Source organism: Planktothrix serta PCC 8927, assembly GCF_900010725.2.
GTDB classification, from domain to species: domain Bacteria; phylum Cyanobacteriota; class Cyanobacteriia; order Cyanobacteriales; family Microcoleaceae; genus Planktothrix; species Planktothrix serta.
Genome location: NZ_LR734855.1, coordinates 12,938 through 27,380 on the forward strand (window position 1 = coordinate 12,938; position 14,443 = coordinate 27,380).

General features: G+C 38.3%; 15 protein-coding genes. 6 read left to right on the plus strand and 9 right to left on the minus strand.

All coding sequences use genetic code 11. The annotated features are described in order from the left end of the window. Window positions 1-7: 7 nt before the first annotated feature. The 6 genes from PL8927_RS07415 (at window position 8) to cutA (ending at window position 3,281) form a co-directional block, all read left to right on the plus strand. Complete coding sequence (locus PL8927_RS07415) at window positions 8-481, plus strand: type II toxin-antitoxin system VapC family toxin (protein ID WP_083619152.1); 474 nt, start codon at window positions 8-10, stop codon at window positions 479-481. A 2-nt stretch (window positions 482-483) separates the two neighbouring features. Then, the gene (locus PL8927_RS07420; RefSeq protein WP_083619154.1) at window positions 484-711 is read left to right on the plus strand and encodes a hypothetical protein; all 228 of its coding nucleotides are present in this window, start codon (window positions 484-486) and stop codon (window positions 709-711) included. A 296-nt stretch (window positions 712-1,007) separates the two neighbouring features. Beyond that, a complete protein-coding gene (locus tag PL8927_RS07425; protein ID WP_083619158.1) occupies window positions 1,008-1,283 on the plus strand; it encodes a hypothetical protein in 276 nt (91 codons plus the stop codon). After that, on the plus strand, window positions 1,280-1,645 hold the full coding sequence (locus PL8927_RS07430) for a clan AA aspartic protease (RefSeq protein ID WP_083619161.1): 366 nt from the start codon (window positions 1,280-1,282) through the stop codon (window positions 1,643-1,645). Before PL8927_RS07425 ends, PL8927_RS07430 begins: the two co-directional genes overlap by 4 nt. 376 nt (window positions 1,646-2,021) lie before the next feature. Then, complete coding sequence (locus PL8927_RS07435) at window positions 2,022-2,933, plus strand: pentapeptide repeat-containing protein (protein WP_083619170.1); 912 nt, start codon at window positions 2,022-2,024, stop codon at window positions 2,931-2,933. Between the two features lie 24 nt (window positions 2,934-2,957). Continuing rightward, window positions 2,958-3,281 (plus strand): divalent-cation tolerance protein CutA, encoded by a 324-nt coding sequence (gene cutA, locus PL8927_RS07440; RefSeq protein WP_083619173.1) that lies wholly within the window; start codon window positions 2,958-2,960, stop codon window positions 3,279-3,281. Between the two features lie 5 nt (window positions 3,282-3,286). Here cutA and PL8927_RS07445 read toward each other — a convergent pair whose 3' ends face one another. From PL8927_RS07445 to PL8927_RS07485, 9 genes are all read right to left on the minus strand, one after another. Beyond that, window positions 3,287-4,051 carry a CPBP family intramembrane glutamic endopeptidase gene (locus PL8927_RS07445; RefSeq protein ID WP_083619176.1) on the minus strand — a complete coding sequence of 255 codons (765 nt, stop codon included), beginning with the start codon at window positions 4,049-4,051 and terminating at the stop codon, window positions 3,287-3,289. 72 nt (window positions 4,052-4,123) lie between these two features. Then, a complete protein-coding gene (locus tag PL8927_RS07450; RefSeq protein ID WP_083619179.1) occupies window positions 4,124-5,323 on the minus strand; it encodes a hypothetical protein in 1,200 nt (399 codons plus the stop codon). 3 nt (window positions 5,324-5,326) lie between these two features. Beyond that, window positions 5,327-6,688 (minus strand): APC family permease, encoded by a 1,362-nt coding sequence (locus PL8927_RS07455; protein WP_083619182.1) that lies wholly within the window; start codon window positions 6,686-6,688, stop codon window positions 5,327-5,329. A gap of 75 nt (window positions 6,689-6,763) precedes the next feature. Further along, window positions 6,764-7,234, minus strand: coding sequence for a hypothetical protein (locus PL8927_RS07460; RefSeq protein WP_083619184.1), 471 nt, complete (start codon window positions 7,232-7,234; stop codon window positions 6,764-6,766). A 152-nt stretch (window positions 7,235-7,386) separates the two neighbouring features. Further along, window positions 7,387-8,751, minus strand: a complete 1,365-nt coding sequence (gene murD, locus PL8927_RS07465; protein ID WP_083619187.1) for a UDP-N-acetylmuramoyl-L-alanine--D-glutamate ligase — start codon at window positions 8,749-8,751, stop codon at window positions 7,387-7,389. A 101-nt stretch (window positions 8,752-8,852) separates the two neighbouring features. Continuing rightward, complete coding sequence (gene glyS / locus PL8927_RS07470; protein WP_083619190.1) at window positions 8,853-11,006, minus strand: glycine--tRNA ligase subunit beta; 2,154 nt, start codon at window positions 11,004-11,006, stop codon at window positions 8,853-8,855. Between the two features lie 161 nt (window positions 11,007-11,167). After that, window positions 11,168-11,848 carry a Uma2 family endonuclease gene (locus tag PL8927_RS07475; RefSeq protein WP_083619193.1) on the minus strand — a complete coding sequence of 227 codons (681 nt, stop codon included), beginning with the start codon at window positions 11,846-11,848 and terminating at the stop codon, window positions 11,168-11,170. A gap of 130 nt (window positions 11,849-11,978) precedes the next feature. Next, window positions 11,979-12,701, minus strand: coding sequence for a Uma2 family endonuclease (locus PL8927_RS07480; RefSeq protein WP_083619194.1), 723 nt, complete (start codon window positions 12,699-12,701; stop codon window positions 11,979-11,981). A gap of 119 nt (window positions 12,702-12,820) precedes the next feature. Then, window positions 12,821-14,170, minus strand: a complete 1,350-nt coding sequence (locus tag PL8927_RS07485; protein ID WP_083619197.1) for a glycerol acyltransferase — start codon at window positions 14,168-14,170, stop codon at window positions 12,821-12,823. Window positions 14,171-14,443 lie beyond the last annotated feature (273 nt).

The window sequence follows — 14,443 nt, forward strand, 5'->3', positions numbered from 1 at the left end:
TTTCTGCATGAGTGAAACTGTCTACATCGAAACGAGTGTTTTAGGCTATCTCACTGCTCGACCTAGCAGAGATCTGGTTGTGGCTGCCAATATCGAGATAACAAGGGAATGGTGGGATACGCGCCGCAGTGCTTTCCAACTCTACTCCTCCCAAGCAGTTGTAAAAGAAACTTCACAGGGAGATACCGAAATCGCATCTCGACGACTCGAAATCATTTCCAACCTCGCGTTACTCGATTTAAGCCAATCTGTACTTGATTTAGCAGAGCAATTTTTGGAACGCAGTAGCCTTCCCGCAAAAGCTGATGTTGACGCTGTTCATATTGCAGCCGCAACTGTTCACGGTATGGATTACCTACTCACATGGAACTGTAAGCACATTGCCAATGCTCAAATTCAAAGAAAACTGGCAGAGATTAGTCTTGATTTGGGATACGAGTTGCCTATTCTTTGTACACCCTATGAACTTCTTGGAGATTGATTATGTATCAAGATGCAATTGTAGAAGAAATTCACAGAATTCGTGAAGAGTATTCTCGGTCATTCAATCATGACTTGAAGGCTATCTTTGCTGATTTACAAAAGCAGCAAGCGGAAAGCGGAAGAGAAGTTGTGAGCTTGTCGCGAAAGCCCGGTCTAACAACACGTTGGAGCCCAAGGGCCAGAGATATTGGTGAGGATGCAAAGGATATTAGTCACCGCTCAACTTAGCCGTTATATCACTTCATCTCTAAGTTGTAGCAATCGATAAATCGTATCGGTGGGTATTCAAAATTAAGTGAGCGATGCCAAGTACATTATGAGAATGAATTCTCTACGGAATGAAGCAGCGCACGAAGGGAATTTTCGTGGTAGTTATCAGGATGTTGCTGCTTATGCAGATTTCGTTAAGCGATGGCTTGGTTCAACCGAAAATGCACAAATACAGGTCAGTCGCTCTTTTCCTGTTTGTTCATAGGATATTATGGAAATCTACAGAGCTAGAGTAGCGATTGGGGAGTCAACTTATGCAAGCCATCCTTTTAAGCCGCGAAGAAGTTGCTCAACGTGCGGAGCAACTGTACGAAAGCAGAATCCGCCAAGAAGTGGAAGTTGAAGAAAATATTGGCAAGATGGTCATCATAGACATTGAGACAGGTGACTATAGGATTGATGCAAATGGCTTACGCGCTGCTGACTTCTTGAGCGAGAAGCACCCCCATGCTCGACTCTTTGGGATTAAAATTGGGTACAACGTTGCTGCCGCTTTTGGTGGGGGTATTATGGAGCGTGTAGTCAAGTGATTTCAGGGATTGTGGCTGATGGACACCCGATTATTACCATCCCATTTCGGATTCCAAATCGCGCTGACTTCCCCATTGAATTCGTGATAGACACAGGATTTACCGATGAGCTTTGTTTACCACCTGAAGCAGTGGCACTACTGAATCTCCCCTTCAGATACGATATGCGTGCGAATTTGGCAGACAACAGCCGAGTGATGTTGCCTGTTCATAGAGCAATTATTGTCTGGAACGGAGAGGAGCGAGAAGCTCGTGTATTTGCGACAGGGCGACGACCTCTAGTTGGAACTGCTTTATTGGATAGCCATGAGCTTGTGATCCAATTTACGGAAGGTGGGTTGATAACGATTGATGAGTTGTAGTCCTCAGCATCGACACAAACGCAGGCTAACTTGGTCGTTATACGGTTTCATCTCTAAGTTGTAGTAATCAATAAATTGTATCGGTGGGTATTCAAAATTAAGTGAGCGATCGCCTAATGAGTTAGGTGTTGTATCTTGTGCAGCATTGCCAAGTAACACAACGGGAACTATAACAAGCAATCACATCGTTGCTCGATACAAATCCAAATGCAGCGGACGTAGTAGGGAAGGTCGGTAGTGTCCCAAAGAGTGCGATCGCCGATGATTTGGGGCGTTATGCCAGAAGTGTTGAATGTTCAACACAAAAATATAAAAACTTTCTTAAGATTTCCGGGTATATTGAAAATACAAGTCCAGGAAGCGGAGTGATACATTTATGCAAGTGAGTCAACTCTTGAGGCAGTATGAGGAAGGGGAAACCAATTTTACAGAGGTAGACCTTCAGGGTGCAGACCTATCGGGTGCGATTTTGATTGGGGTTAACCTTTCCAGGGCCAACCTAACGGGAGCGAACTTAAGTCGGGCCTTCCTGAGTCGGGTCAAATTGAATGGTGCCTGTTTGCATCGGGCCAATCTCAGTTATGCCAAAATGAACGAGGCTAAATTAGGAGACGCTAACCTGAGTAAAGCCAATTTGAGTGGCACTTTTTTAGTAAAAGCTAAACTTCCTAATGCTAATTTAAGTGGTGCAATTCTGACCGGAGCTAATTTAAGACGCGCTACATTACCCAACGCCAATTTATGCTCGGCGAATTTACAATCAGCCAATTTAAGAGAAACAAATTTAACCGGAGTTAACTTTAAATGGGCGAATTTAGTAGCCGCAAAACTCAGTGGAGCTAATCTATTTGGGGTAGAATTAAGTGGAGCTAATTTGCAAAAAGCTTATATGAATGGTCTTAAATTAAGTCGAGTTAATCTTGAGGGTGTGAATCTAAGTGAAGCCAAACTCAATGGTGCAGATTTAGAGGATGCGACGTTAATTAATGCTAACTTCAGTGCAGCGCAAATGCAAGGAACTCGGTTAACAAAAGCGGATTTAACGGGAGCCAATTTAGAACGAGCGAGTCTGATATGGGCAAATTTAAACTGGGCAAAATTGCCCCAAGCTGACTTAAGAAATGCTGATTTAAGAGAGGCGTCTTTATTGGGAGCAACCCTGGAAGATACTCAGTTTCAAGGGGCAAAATTACCCCAATCTTTAAAACTTTATCTGGATTTAGCGATCACCTGTTCTAATTTATATCAATCTCATACTCAAAAGTGTGCAATTGAGTTAAGATCATGATTAGAAAGAGTTAATCAGGCATCAATGAGAACAGATTATGCAGTAGTGCTGGTTACAGCAAGTTCTAGGTTAGAAGCGGAAAAAATAGCTAAAGCATTAGTTGAAAAACAACTGGCAGCTTGTGTTAGCTTAACACCGATTCATTCGATTTATACTTGGAAATCAGAAGTCTGTCAGGAGGATGAATGGCAATTAATGATCAAAACAGATCTCAGACAGTTTGAGCAGTTAGAAACACAAATTAAACAACTTCACTCTTACGAAGTCCCTGAAATTATTGCCTTACCGATTATTAAAGGCTCGGCGGATTATTTAAACTGGATTTCTGAACAAATTCAGAAGTATTAAAATTTTTAAGGATAATCGAACGAGCTCAGAATGATCATGATGACATGGGAAAAAACATGAGCAATCATGGCCGATTCTAAACCTTTTTTCCAATAAAGATAACCTGCAATTAAGCCAAAGAAAGAGTTAGCACCGATAATATAAATCAGAAGGGCTAAATTTGGCTGTTGTGTTAAGTAAAGAGCGATGGGGATATGACCTAAAGCAAATAGGATAGAAGACAGAAAAATTGCTAATCCTACCCCCCAATTCTTAGGTGTTCCCTGTCTATTTTGAAAGAACCGCCAAGTTATCCAAACCAAAAGCGTCATCAGTCCCCATCTCAATAATATTTCTTCTGTAATTCCTCCATAAAATAGACGAGTTAGAATAGAAAGATTAGGACTAAATTGTGTGGCATTTTTGATAAAATCCTCTGGAAAAAAGGGTTTTCCTAAGTAAAACATTAAAGGTAATATTAACCCGGTAATTATCCCCCCAATTAAACCGGGAATAACTTGGGGTTTTAAGGCTAAGAAGGGAGAGTTTCCAGAGGCGATCGCTTCAAATCCGGGTGCAAATAAATTAACTTTATGAGCAAGTTTTACTCCTATAAATACCGCAATTGATAATAGAATAAAGGGTTGAATCAGACTGAGGAATTGCAGTGTTTCTACCGGAAGGGGAAGTTCTGCACCTGCGATTAAGAGTGGAGGTGTGGCTAATAGAGACAATACCCCCACTAAACCCGCAAACTCCAAAACGATAAACAGCTTTTTTGAGAAAGTCATAATTTTGCGGTTTATACGATATCTTATGATTATATCCAATTGCAGGGATTCAAACTTCTCCTAAAACTAGCCTTAAGGTTTTTCCTTTTTCGTGGCTAACATCATATTCGATTGATTCACCCCAAACTTATAACCGACTCCAAAATTAAACGGTTTTACAGAGGAATTACTTTGATAAACTTTCCTTAAATCCGGTTGATAACGGACACTAAATAAGGAAATAGGGGCGGTATAGGTTCCAAAAAAGTTTAAATTCCATTGTTTTTCGGCAAAATATTGAAGGGGAATCCCAGAATCATCTTGTAAAATGGCTTGACTTTGATCAAGAATTAACCCTCGAATTGCTGAAAAGCTAGGTCTGTGCATTAAATAGGATGCAGCTTTAAGATAGGTCACAGGTTGATTCATTTGCTTGATAAATTGGCTGTATTGGGGCGTTTTTTTCAACCCGTCATCGGAAATATCTGCGGAAAAATAATAAAACGTTCGCGGTTGTTTTTCCCCTTCAGGAACAAAATCAATTTTTACCCCTGGAATCATGCCTTTTTCAAACTTTTGAATTTTAGCATCTGGATCTAAGCCAATATATTGCAGATCTAAAATTCTATTGTTTGTCCTCACCATAAATAATAAAATCAACGGTAAAACCCCTTGATTAGATAAATCGGATTTCATTTCTTTGGTTTGAAAGAAACTGAATTGAAGTAAAGAATAAAGAGAGTTTTTAACATTAGCTAATTTTTGATTGCGTTGACTTTCTGATAATTGATTAAAATCAGGCATTGTTCCAACGGGTTCTAAAGCTGTGAGAACATATTCTTTTGCTGTTGGGAAAAATAAAGCAGCATACAAGAAATCTGGGCCGCTAAAGGGATAAAAAATCTCAGGGTTAGATTGATTAATTGTAGCTAATTCTTCCTTTGACCATTGGCTGACTTTCGCCAGTTGTTGTTTTTCTAGTTTTGACCAAGCCGGGTTAATAAAGCTGTGGTAATTTCTCCAAACATTAGATTGTTCTAAAGAATAAAATGGACTTTTTGAATCAACTTTAATTCCGGCAATCAATTTAGCTGTATCGGTTAAATGATCCGCTTGTTTTTGATCATATTTAGCTAAAGGATCAACGGGTTGGGGAGGCGTTTGTGATGTTATTGTTGTAGTTTGAGTAACTTCAGTTTGAGGTTGTTCGATCTTTTGTTGCGGTTCTGTTTTAGAACAAGATTGTAACCCAACTACACTTAAAATTAGGGCTAATAAGACTTTAATTTTCATAGATCACACCAATTTCTTGTGAACACCGATAAAATAGAAGGGTAAACCCAAGGCAATTGTTCCTAAGCCAGCTAAGGATTCTAAGGGTTTATCCTGAAAAACAAATATTAGCATCCAAAGGCTGATTCCTAAAAAAATTATTGGGGTGATTGGATATCCCCAAGTTTTGTAGGGACGAGGAGCATCAGGACTGCGAAAACGATAGATAAAAACGCCCAAAACTGTGATAAAGGAACAGAGGGTTAAGGTAAATCCTAAATAGGTAATTACGGCTTCAAAGCTGGCTGTGATGATTAAAATAATCACAATAGCCAATTGTAAATATAGGGCATAAGCAGGAATTCCATGTTTATTTTTTCGAGATAAAATTTGAAACAAAGGAATATCTTCGCCGATGACTTGGGTGACTCTTGGCCCTGCTAATACCATTGAACTGATCGAAGAAATTAAACCAAATCCGATTAATAATCCCATTAATTTTGCCCCGAAGTTACCGAAAATTTGCTGGGCTGCAATATAACCAATTTCTAATTGTCCGGCTAATTGATTGATGGGTGTTGTATAGAGAAAAACAAAATTGAGGAGGAGATATAAAAGGGTGACAATTAAGGTTCCAATTAAGAGCGATCGCGGTAAATTTTTCTCTGGTTCTTTTAGTTCACTAGCTAAATAAACGGCTGCATTCCAACCGGAATAGGAATAGGTCACATAGACTAAAGAAATAGCAAAGGAGGAACTAAAAATAACCGAAATATCATTAATATTAGGTAAAAATTGAATTGGTTGAGGAGTAGCCAAGCCTAAACCAAAGAGAATAAACACAATAATGAGGACAACTTTTAAAATGGTAAATCCTTGCTGAAATAAGCTCCCAAATTTGAGGGTTTGGATGTGAATTAGAGAGACTAAGATTACGGCTATTAAGGCGATCGCTGTGGGATAATTTAAACTAGGAAATACACTCGATATATATTTGCCAAATGCCATCGCTGCGGCGGCAATGGGAGCGGCAAAACCTACGGTGACAGAAACCCATCCTGAGAGAAAACCAATCAGAGGATGATAAATTTTAGAAAGATAATGATATTCACCGCCAGAACGGGGCATAGCAGCCCCTAATTCCCCATAACAAAGAGCACCAGAAAGGGCAAAAATACCGCCAATTAACCACAAAAATAAAATCGCAAAACCCGATTGAATATCGATGACTTGAAACCCTAAACTGGTAAATACACCCGTCCCAATCATATTAGCAACGACAAGACAAATTGCTGTTAATAATGTGATTTGACCCTGGGATGCAGAGGATTTTTTAGGGAAATCCGAGGTAGAATTAGGAGGGGGGGGATTGTTAAATGAAGTCATAAATATTTTTTAAAAATTTAGTAGGACTATAGCAGATTTTGATCTAATTTTTTATCCGATATTTCCATAATATTACTAATTTTCCTCTTGATTTAAGCTTAAAATCGTTCTCACTTCTTGCAGAAGTTGATTTTGTTGTTGATGAATATTCTCTAAGTATTGTAATAGAATAATAAGCCGTTCTTGCTGTTCTAAGGTGAGTGATTCTATCTGTTGAGGGTGAGTTGATAAAAACTGCGACAAGCGACTTCTAGGGGGTTCAGAATGTAAGGGTCTCCCAGGGTTTAAAATTAACTGAGAAATCCAAACTAAGCTATATTTAAAAAGGTGAAAAGGACTGGTTAAAATTAATAGCCATCCCTGTTTCAATAAACTACTAATTGCTTGTAAAAAGCCGAGAAATAAGCTAATCAAAAATACAAATAGAATTAAACTCATCCCTGGATGGCTAATTAACCAAGAGATAAAAGGATGAGCATTAATCCAATCTTGAATTAAGGAGTTAATCGCGTTTTTTACAGCATCATTGATTGGAAAATTAGGCATATAAAAGCTTTTTGCTTATATCAAGCTGATATTTGAGGCATTTTTTGTATTTTATTCTGAATGAAGGGTGAAGTTATCTATCTTAGGACTTATGCAGATGACCAAAAAATCTGATTTCTGCATCAGTCCGAAATTTTTAATTAAAGTTTATTTCAACCCTTCAATTCTAAACACAATTGGCGGAAATCTTCTCCCCGATGTTCAAAACTTTGATATTGATCAAAACTAGCACAAGCCGGAGATAATAACACAACTTTTGCACCTAATTTGGGAGCAATTTCTGCTGACCTTTTAATGGCTTTTTCCATTGTTTCAACAATTTCAAAATTAGAGTAATTCTCTGCTTTTAACCGTTGAGAAAATGCCTCGGCTGCATCTCCAATCAATAAAACCGAGACTGCTTTTTCTTTAATTCGATGAATCCAAGTGGTATCATCTCCTTTTTTTGCTTCTCCCCCTGCAATTAAAATTACAGGAGAATCAACTGCCGCTAATCCCACTTCTGCTGCGTCATAATTTGTGGCTTTACTATCATTAATCCAGTCAATTCCTTGCCAATTCATAATCTGTTCTAAACGATGGGCAACCCCTGGAAATGTAGAAATTGCATTACAAATTGCTTCCGATTCTATTCCAGCTAATTTAGCAGTAGCTACAGCCATTAATAGGTTTTGTTTGTTATGACTTCCGACCATTTTTAAGGCATCTGCTTGAACAATTTTCTCTCCATTTTGCATCACCCAATTGTTCTCAATATAAAACCCTAGTTCAGGATTTGCTACTAATTTTTCTTGTCCTAAAACACTTGTCCAACAGGCAGAAAGCCAGCGTTGATGAGCAGTTTCTTTTAAATAAAGATCATCGCCATTAATCACTTGTTGTTGCGATTGATATAATAATTTAGCTTTAATATCATAATACCTTTCTAATGTGTAATGACGATTCAAATGATCCGGTGTAAAAGTTGTCCAAACAGCAATTCTAGGGGTTAAAGTTGAGGAGGATTCAATTTGATAACTACTCACTTCTGCAATAATCCAATCTAAGGGTTTTTCAATTCCTTGATATTCTTGTAAGGCTAATTCACAAGCAGCATGACCAATATTTCCACAAGCTGGAGCGTTTAAACCTGCGGCTTGAAATATCGCAGCAGTTAGGGCTGTTGTTGTGGTTTTACCATTCGTTCCCGTAATACAAACCCAAGGCAAATCTCGCAGATTTCGCCAAGCTAATTCCATTTCTCCAATGGTTTCTATGCCTAAATTTCGGGCTGTTTTTAACCCTGGAATATCCCAAGGAACCCCAGGACTAACAACGATTAAATCTAAGGAATCATCCGGTTGAAAATTGTGTCCTAAATGAACTTCTATTCCTTCACTTTCTAATTGTTGTTTTTGCGGTTCTAAATGTGGGGAATTATTGCGATCGCTTAAAATAACATCCCATCCTTGCAATTTTAATAACCGTGCTGCGGCATTTCCAGATTTTCCTAAACCGATGATATGAGCTTTGAGCATAAATAATGTTATTGCACCAGAATTTTTTTTGATTGTATTCGATGAGATCTTCGATTTGATCCCCCTAAATCCCCCTTAAAAAGGGGGAGTGTGATCTTTTTTTAACTTTTAACAATTGCCCCAAAATCCGCTAAAACACGAGCATGATTTCTTAATAATCCTAATAAATTCAAACGATTACGTTGAATATTTGGATCATCATCCATCACTAAAACACTTTCTGGGCCGTCAAAAAAGCTGCTAACGGTTGGAGTAATTTCGCTCAAAGCTTCCACTAATTGACGATAATTTCTTGTGGCTTGAGAGGCTTGTGTTTTAGGAACTAACTGTACTAAAGCTTGATAAAATTCCTGTTCAGAAGATTTTTGAAAGAGATCGGGTTTAACCTTCGTTTCAGGTTGCAATTCTAGGGTGTCTAAATCCCCTTGTTTGGCTAACCGAGTGGAACGATTTACTGTTTCATAAATTTGGTCTAAGGTACCATCTTTACGGATAGTTTGTAGGAATAACGCTCGATCTCGGACATCTAATAAGTCCTGTAACGCCCGTTCTTTATATTCGAGATCATTTTCTCCTAAAATAGCATTAACTAAGTCATAATCAATGGCTTTTTCATCCTGTAATAACGTCCGAATGCGTTGCAGGAAAAAGTCATCTAATTGATGGGTTAACCCTAACATTGCATTGGGAAATGTATTGACAAAATCCGCCGAAATTTGTTTGAGAAGTTGATAGAGATTCAAAGGTAAATCCGCCGACCAAATAATATTAATCACCGCATTCGCAGCCCGACGTAAGGCAAAGGGATCAGAGGAACCTGTGGGTAACATTCCCAAGCCAAAAATACTAACTAAAGTATCGAGTTTATCCGCTAAACCGACGACTTGACCGACTAAGGTTTGGGGTAAATTATCCGTAGCATTTCGGGGTAAATAATGTTCAAAAATCGCCGTTGCTACCGCTTCCGGTTCTCCTCCTTCACGGGCATATTTTTCCCCCATAACTCCTTGCAATTCAGGGAATTCATACACCATTTGGGTGACTAAATCCGCCTTACATAATAAAGCAGCCCGTTGTATTAAATTACGATCTGATTCACTAACATTTAGTTGATCGGCAATCCAATTAGCAATTTTACCAATGCGATTAACTTTATCTCGAACTGAACCTAAATCCTCTTGAAATGTTACCGCTTCTAACGCAGGTAAATAGCTTTCTAAAGGCGTTTTTAAATCGGATTTATAGAAAAATTGCCCATCAGCTAACCTTGCCCGGATAACCCGTTCATTTCCGGCTGCAATCAGATCGGATTTGGCAGGATCTCCATTAGAAATCGTGATAAAATAGGGTTTTAAGGGCGATGAATTTTGAGTTTCTGTTGTTAATACTGGAAAATACCGTTGATGCGTTACCATGACGGTTTTAATCACTTCAGCAGGTAAATTCAAAAATTCTTGATCAAAAGTTCCGACAACGGCCGTCGGCCATTCCACTAAATTAACAACTTCTGCTAATAAATCTTCGGGAATTTCTGCTTTTCCCCCAACACTATTAGCAGCAATTTCAACTTCTTTTTGAATCGTCTGAATCCGGTCTTGGGGGTCAACTTCAATAAAGCCTTGTTTCAGAGATTCTGCGTAGGTTTTAGCATGGGAAATTGAGATTTTTTCAGGATGTAATACTCGATGTCCTTGGGAAATGCGATCGCTTTTAACTATTTCGGAACCACTAACTAATGTAACAGGTAAAATTTGATCATCTAATAAGGTAATTAACCAACGAATCGGACGGGGAAATTTTAAATCTCCATCCCCCCAACGCATAAATCGTTTTCCTTCTAATTTAGTAATCCATTCTGATGTTAATTCGGCTAAAATTTCTGCGGTTAATCGACCGGGAATTTTCTTTAAAACAAAGACAAAATCGCCTTTAGAAGTCGGACGAATTTCTAAATTTTCTAATGTGACTCCCTGTTTTTTAATAAATCCTTCCGCCGCCGGAGTGGGTTTTCCATCTTTAAAAGCGGTAGACGCTGGGGGGCCTTTAATTTCTTCTTCGCGGTCAGGTTGTTGGCTAGGAAGTCCCTCAATTAATACGGCTAACCGTCGCGGTGTTCCCAATACTTGAACGGACTCAAAGCTTAAAAACTGTTCTTTGAGACTCGCAGGAATTTTCTGTTTCCACTGTTGAATAGCGGTTTCTACAAAGGTTGCTGGTAATTCTTCTGTACCTACTTCGAGTAAAAAACTAACCATAGGAAATTTTATAAGGGATGTTGCTAAGAAAGTTAAGGTGACAAATAATCACCATAGCAGGTTAGGGGGTCATTTCTCAAGGGTTTGAGAACTAATGCAGAAACCGATAGACTTGTAGAGACGTTTCATGAAACGTCTCTACAAGATTTTTGGAAATATCTTTATTCCATAGGTTCTATTCCCAAAGACCTTAATTGTTCAGCCAAACGTTCAGCCCGATTTTGCGCTTCATTAGCCCGATTTTGCGCTTGTAATGCTGCTTCTTCTGGTGTCGGAACAATATCACCTTCTGGGGTAAAATACCGTAGTTTTTCTTGATAAATTCCTAGGAATAATCCTAACACTTCACTTTCTAATAATCCGGCATCATTCGGAATAATTTCTTCATATTCCTGTCCCACTAATTTAAAACCCACTAATTCTAAATCATCGGGAGAAAACCAAAAATATTCCTGGGTTCTAAAGTGATCTTGATATAAATTCTTTTTAGTCGTTTTATCGGTTTCCGCCGTCGAGTTGGAAAGCAATTCAATAATTAAATCGGGATATTTCCCTTCTTCTTCCCAAACTACCCAAGATTTTCTCGGACTTTTAGAAGTATTTTTCACCAAGAAAAAATCCGGCCCGCGAAAGTCTCGATTTCTCAGTTGTTGACGACTAAAATAAATCGTTAAATTTGCGCCAATAAAATAGTCTGTTCTGTCTCTCCATAACCAATCTAAACAAGACACTAATAACGCTAATTGGAGATAATGTAACGTACTTTCCATTTCAGTATACTCACTTTCAACCTGACTCCCATCGGGCATTAATGCCTCTAATTGTTCTGCGGTTATTGACATTTTTTTCCTCGTTTAATTTTAACGTTAGCCGATTAATACAAATTGCAAACCGGGTTAATTCAGCTATGTTCTTAAACCGTAGAGTAAAGACCTGTCCTAGCGCGTCTCTACAAGATTTTTAGAAATGTCTTTATGCCATAGGTTCAATGCCTAAAGATCGTAATTGTTCGGCTAAACCTTCAGCACGATTTTGCGCTTCTTCAGCACGATTTTCAGCTTCTTCAGCACGATTTTGCGCTTCTTCAGCACGATTTTCAGCTTCTAATGCAGCTTCTTCAGGAGTCGAAACAATATTACCTTCTTGGGTAAAATATCGCAGTTTTTCCTGATAAATTCCCAGGAATAATCCTAAGACTTCACTTGCTAATAATCCTTGTTGATTAGGAATAATTCCTTCATATTCATTTCCGACTAATTTAAAACCTGTTAGTTCTAAATCATCGGGAGAAAACCAGAAATATTCCTGAGTTCTGAATTGATTTTGATATAAACTCTTTTTAGTGGTTTTATCGGTTTCCGCCGTTGAGTTGGAGAGAAGTTCAATAATTAAATCGGGATATTTCCCTTCTTCTTCCCAAACCACCCAAGATTTTCTCGGAAGTTTAGAAGTATTTCTCACTAAGAAAAAATCCGGCCCGCGAAAGTCTCGATTTCTCAGTTGTTGACGACTAAAATAAATCGTTAAATTTGCGCCAATAAAATAGTCTGTTCTGTCTCTCCATAACCAATCTAAACAAGACACTAATAACGCTAATTGGAGATAATGTAACGTACTTTCCATTTCAGTATACTCACTTTCAACCTGACTCCCATCGGGCATTAATGCCTCTAATTGTTCGGCGGTAATTGACATTTTTAATCCTTCTCATTTGAGGTTAGGTTAATTTATTATATCGCAAGTATAAAGGAATTGTATAAAAGCAGGTGTGTAGTAGGGGCGAGGCGCGCCTCGCCCCTACGATGACTTGAAATTTAATGCTCAATTATCTGTTCTAAAGCGTTCTGTAAATCCTGGGTTAAATTAGCAACGGCTTGACGACGGTTTGTTTGATAATCTGACCATTTTTGAGTCACAGAAAGGGGTTCCCCAACAGTTAATTTAGCTCGTTTTTTACCTAAATAGGGGCGTTTAATCGGGTTTCCTCCCTTTAACCGATTTACCATTGTCCATACAATTAATGTTGTTTCTGCAAAGCGATCAAATGTTGGATTTTCTCGAATATAACGACCCGTTACTGCTACAAAGCTTTCTACTAATCTCATGTGCCACATTCGCAAACTGGCTTCTATTGCTACCCGATCTGCTAATCCTAATTCTACCGCAGACCAGTTATCATTTCCTTTGAGATCATATCGATAAATACAATCCCATCCCGCTTGTTCTAACCGACGACAACGACTACTTAAATCTCCAGTTGGTTTCAGATTAAAATATTCTTCAGCAACCGTTAACGCCATTTCTAATAATCGTTTTAGACGTTCTGAAAAATCGAGACTTTCATCTTGGGGAATAGTGCGATGATAAAATTGGCGATAAAAATTTTCCATTGTATCTAATAGATAATTTCCTAACTGCATTAAACGGCTATATAGAGAAGAAACGGTTAAATCTTCATTTCCTTGAGGTAAGTTACAATCTTTTTCTAATTGAGAAATTACTTTTTCTACATCTATCCAATTATCTTGAATATAAAAATATTGAATTCCAATGGGAACTAAATAAACTTCTTCTGTGCGTTCGGCTTTTTTTAAATCTTCAACACACCAAAATCCTAATTGAGCAATTCCCGGTTCTAAAGGGCTAATACTTTGATTATGTCCATTAGTTGCCCCTTCTGGTGCGGCGGCTAAGGGAAATTGACCATTCATAAATAAATCCCTCGCTGATCGTAATCCTAAGCGATCAACTTTCCCCCTAAATATCGGCGTTCCTCCTATTTTTGGAAATAACCAAGAAACCGATTTTCCCGCCCATAAGGGAATTCCCCGATCATACATAAAATGAGCATGAATCGGATCAGATAAGACAATTCCCTGTTGTTTTGCAGTTTCAGGAACAAATCGCCATAACAATTGACTCATACAATAGGGATCATCCGTATTGGGATGACGAAACGCTAATAAAAATCGAATTTTTCCCTCTTGAAATTGTTGATAAATATTAACTAATCGTTCTACTTTTTCCCCTTTGATATCTACTAAAGGCGTTTTCCATTGAATCCAAAACGGAATCCCCCATTGGCAGACCTTGAGTACCAAAGGATTAAAATTAGGAGGGAGAAAATCTAGCGTGGGTTGTATATTTGTAATTGGATTAAACATAAATTAGGGTTCAGTAAATTTAATCAGTATTAAAGCCTATTTAACGGGGTCAATCGTTCTCAAAAGCCGGAGAGAATCAAAAGTTAATCATACCGTAATTTTTAGGTTTTGGTGTTGATGATAGTTTGCTGTTCAGCATAGCATTCTATCGAGAAATGTCTGATATTTCACCCGTTTTTTTGCCTGAATGCGTCGCCTTTACAACTTCTGAGTCTGAATTCGGGAAAACAAACCATGATAGAACTCTTAAATTCTTCTGTCAATCTCTAAAAT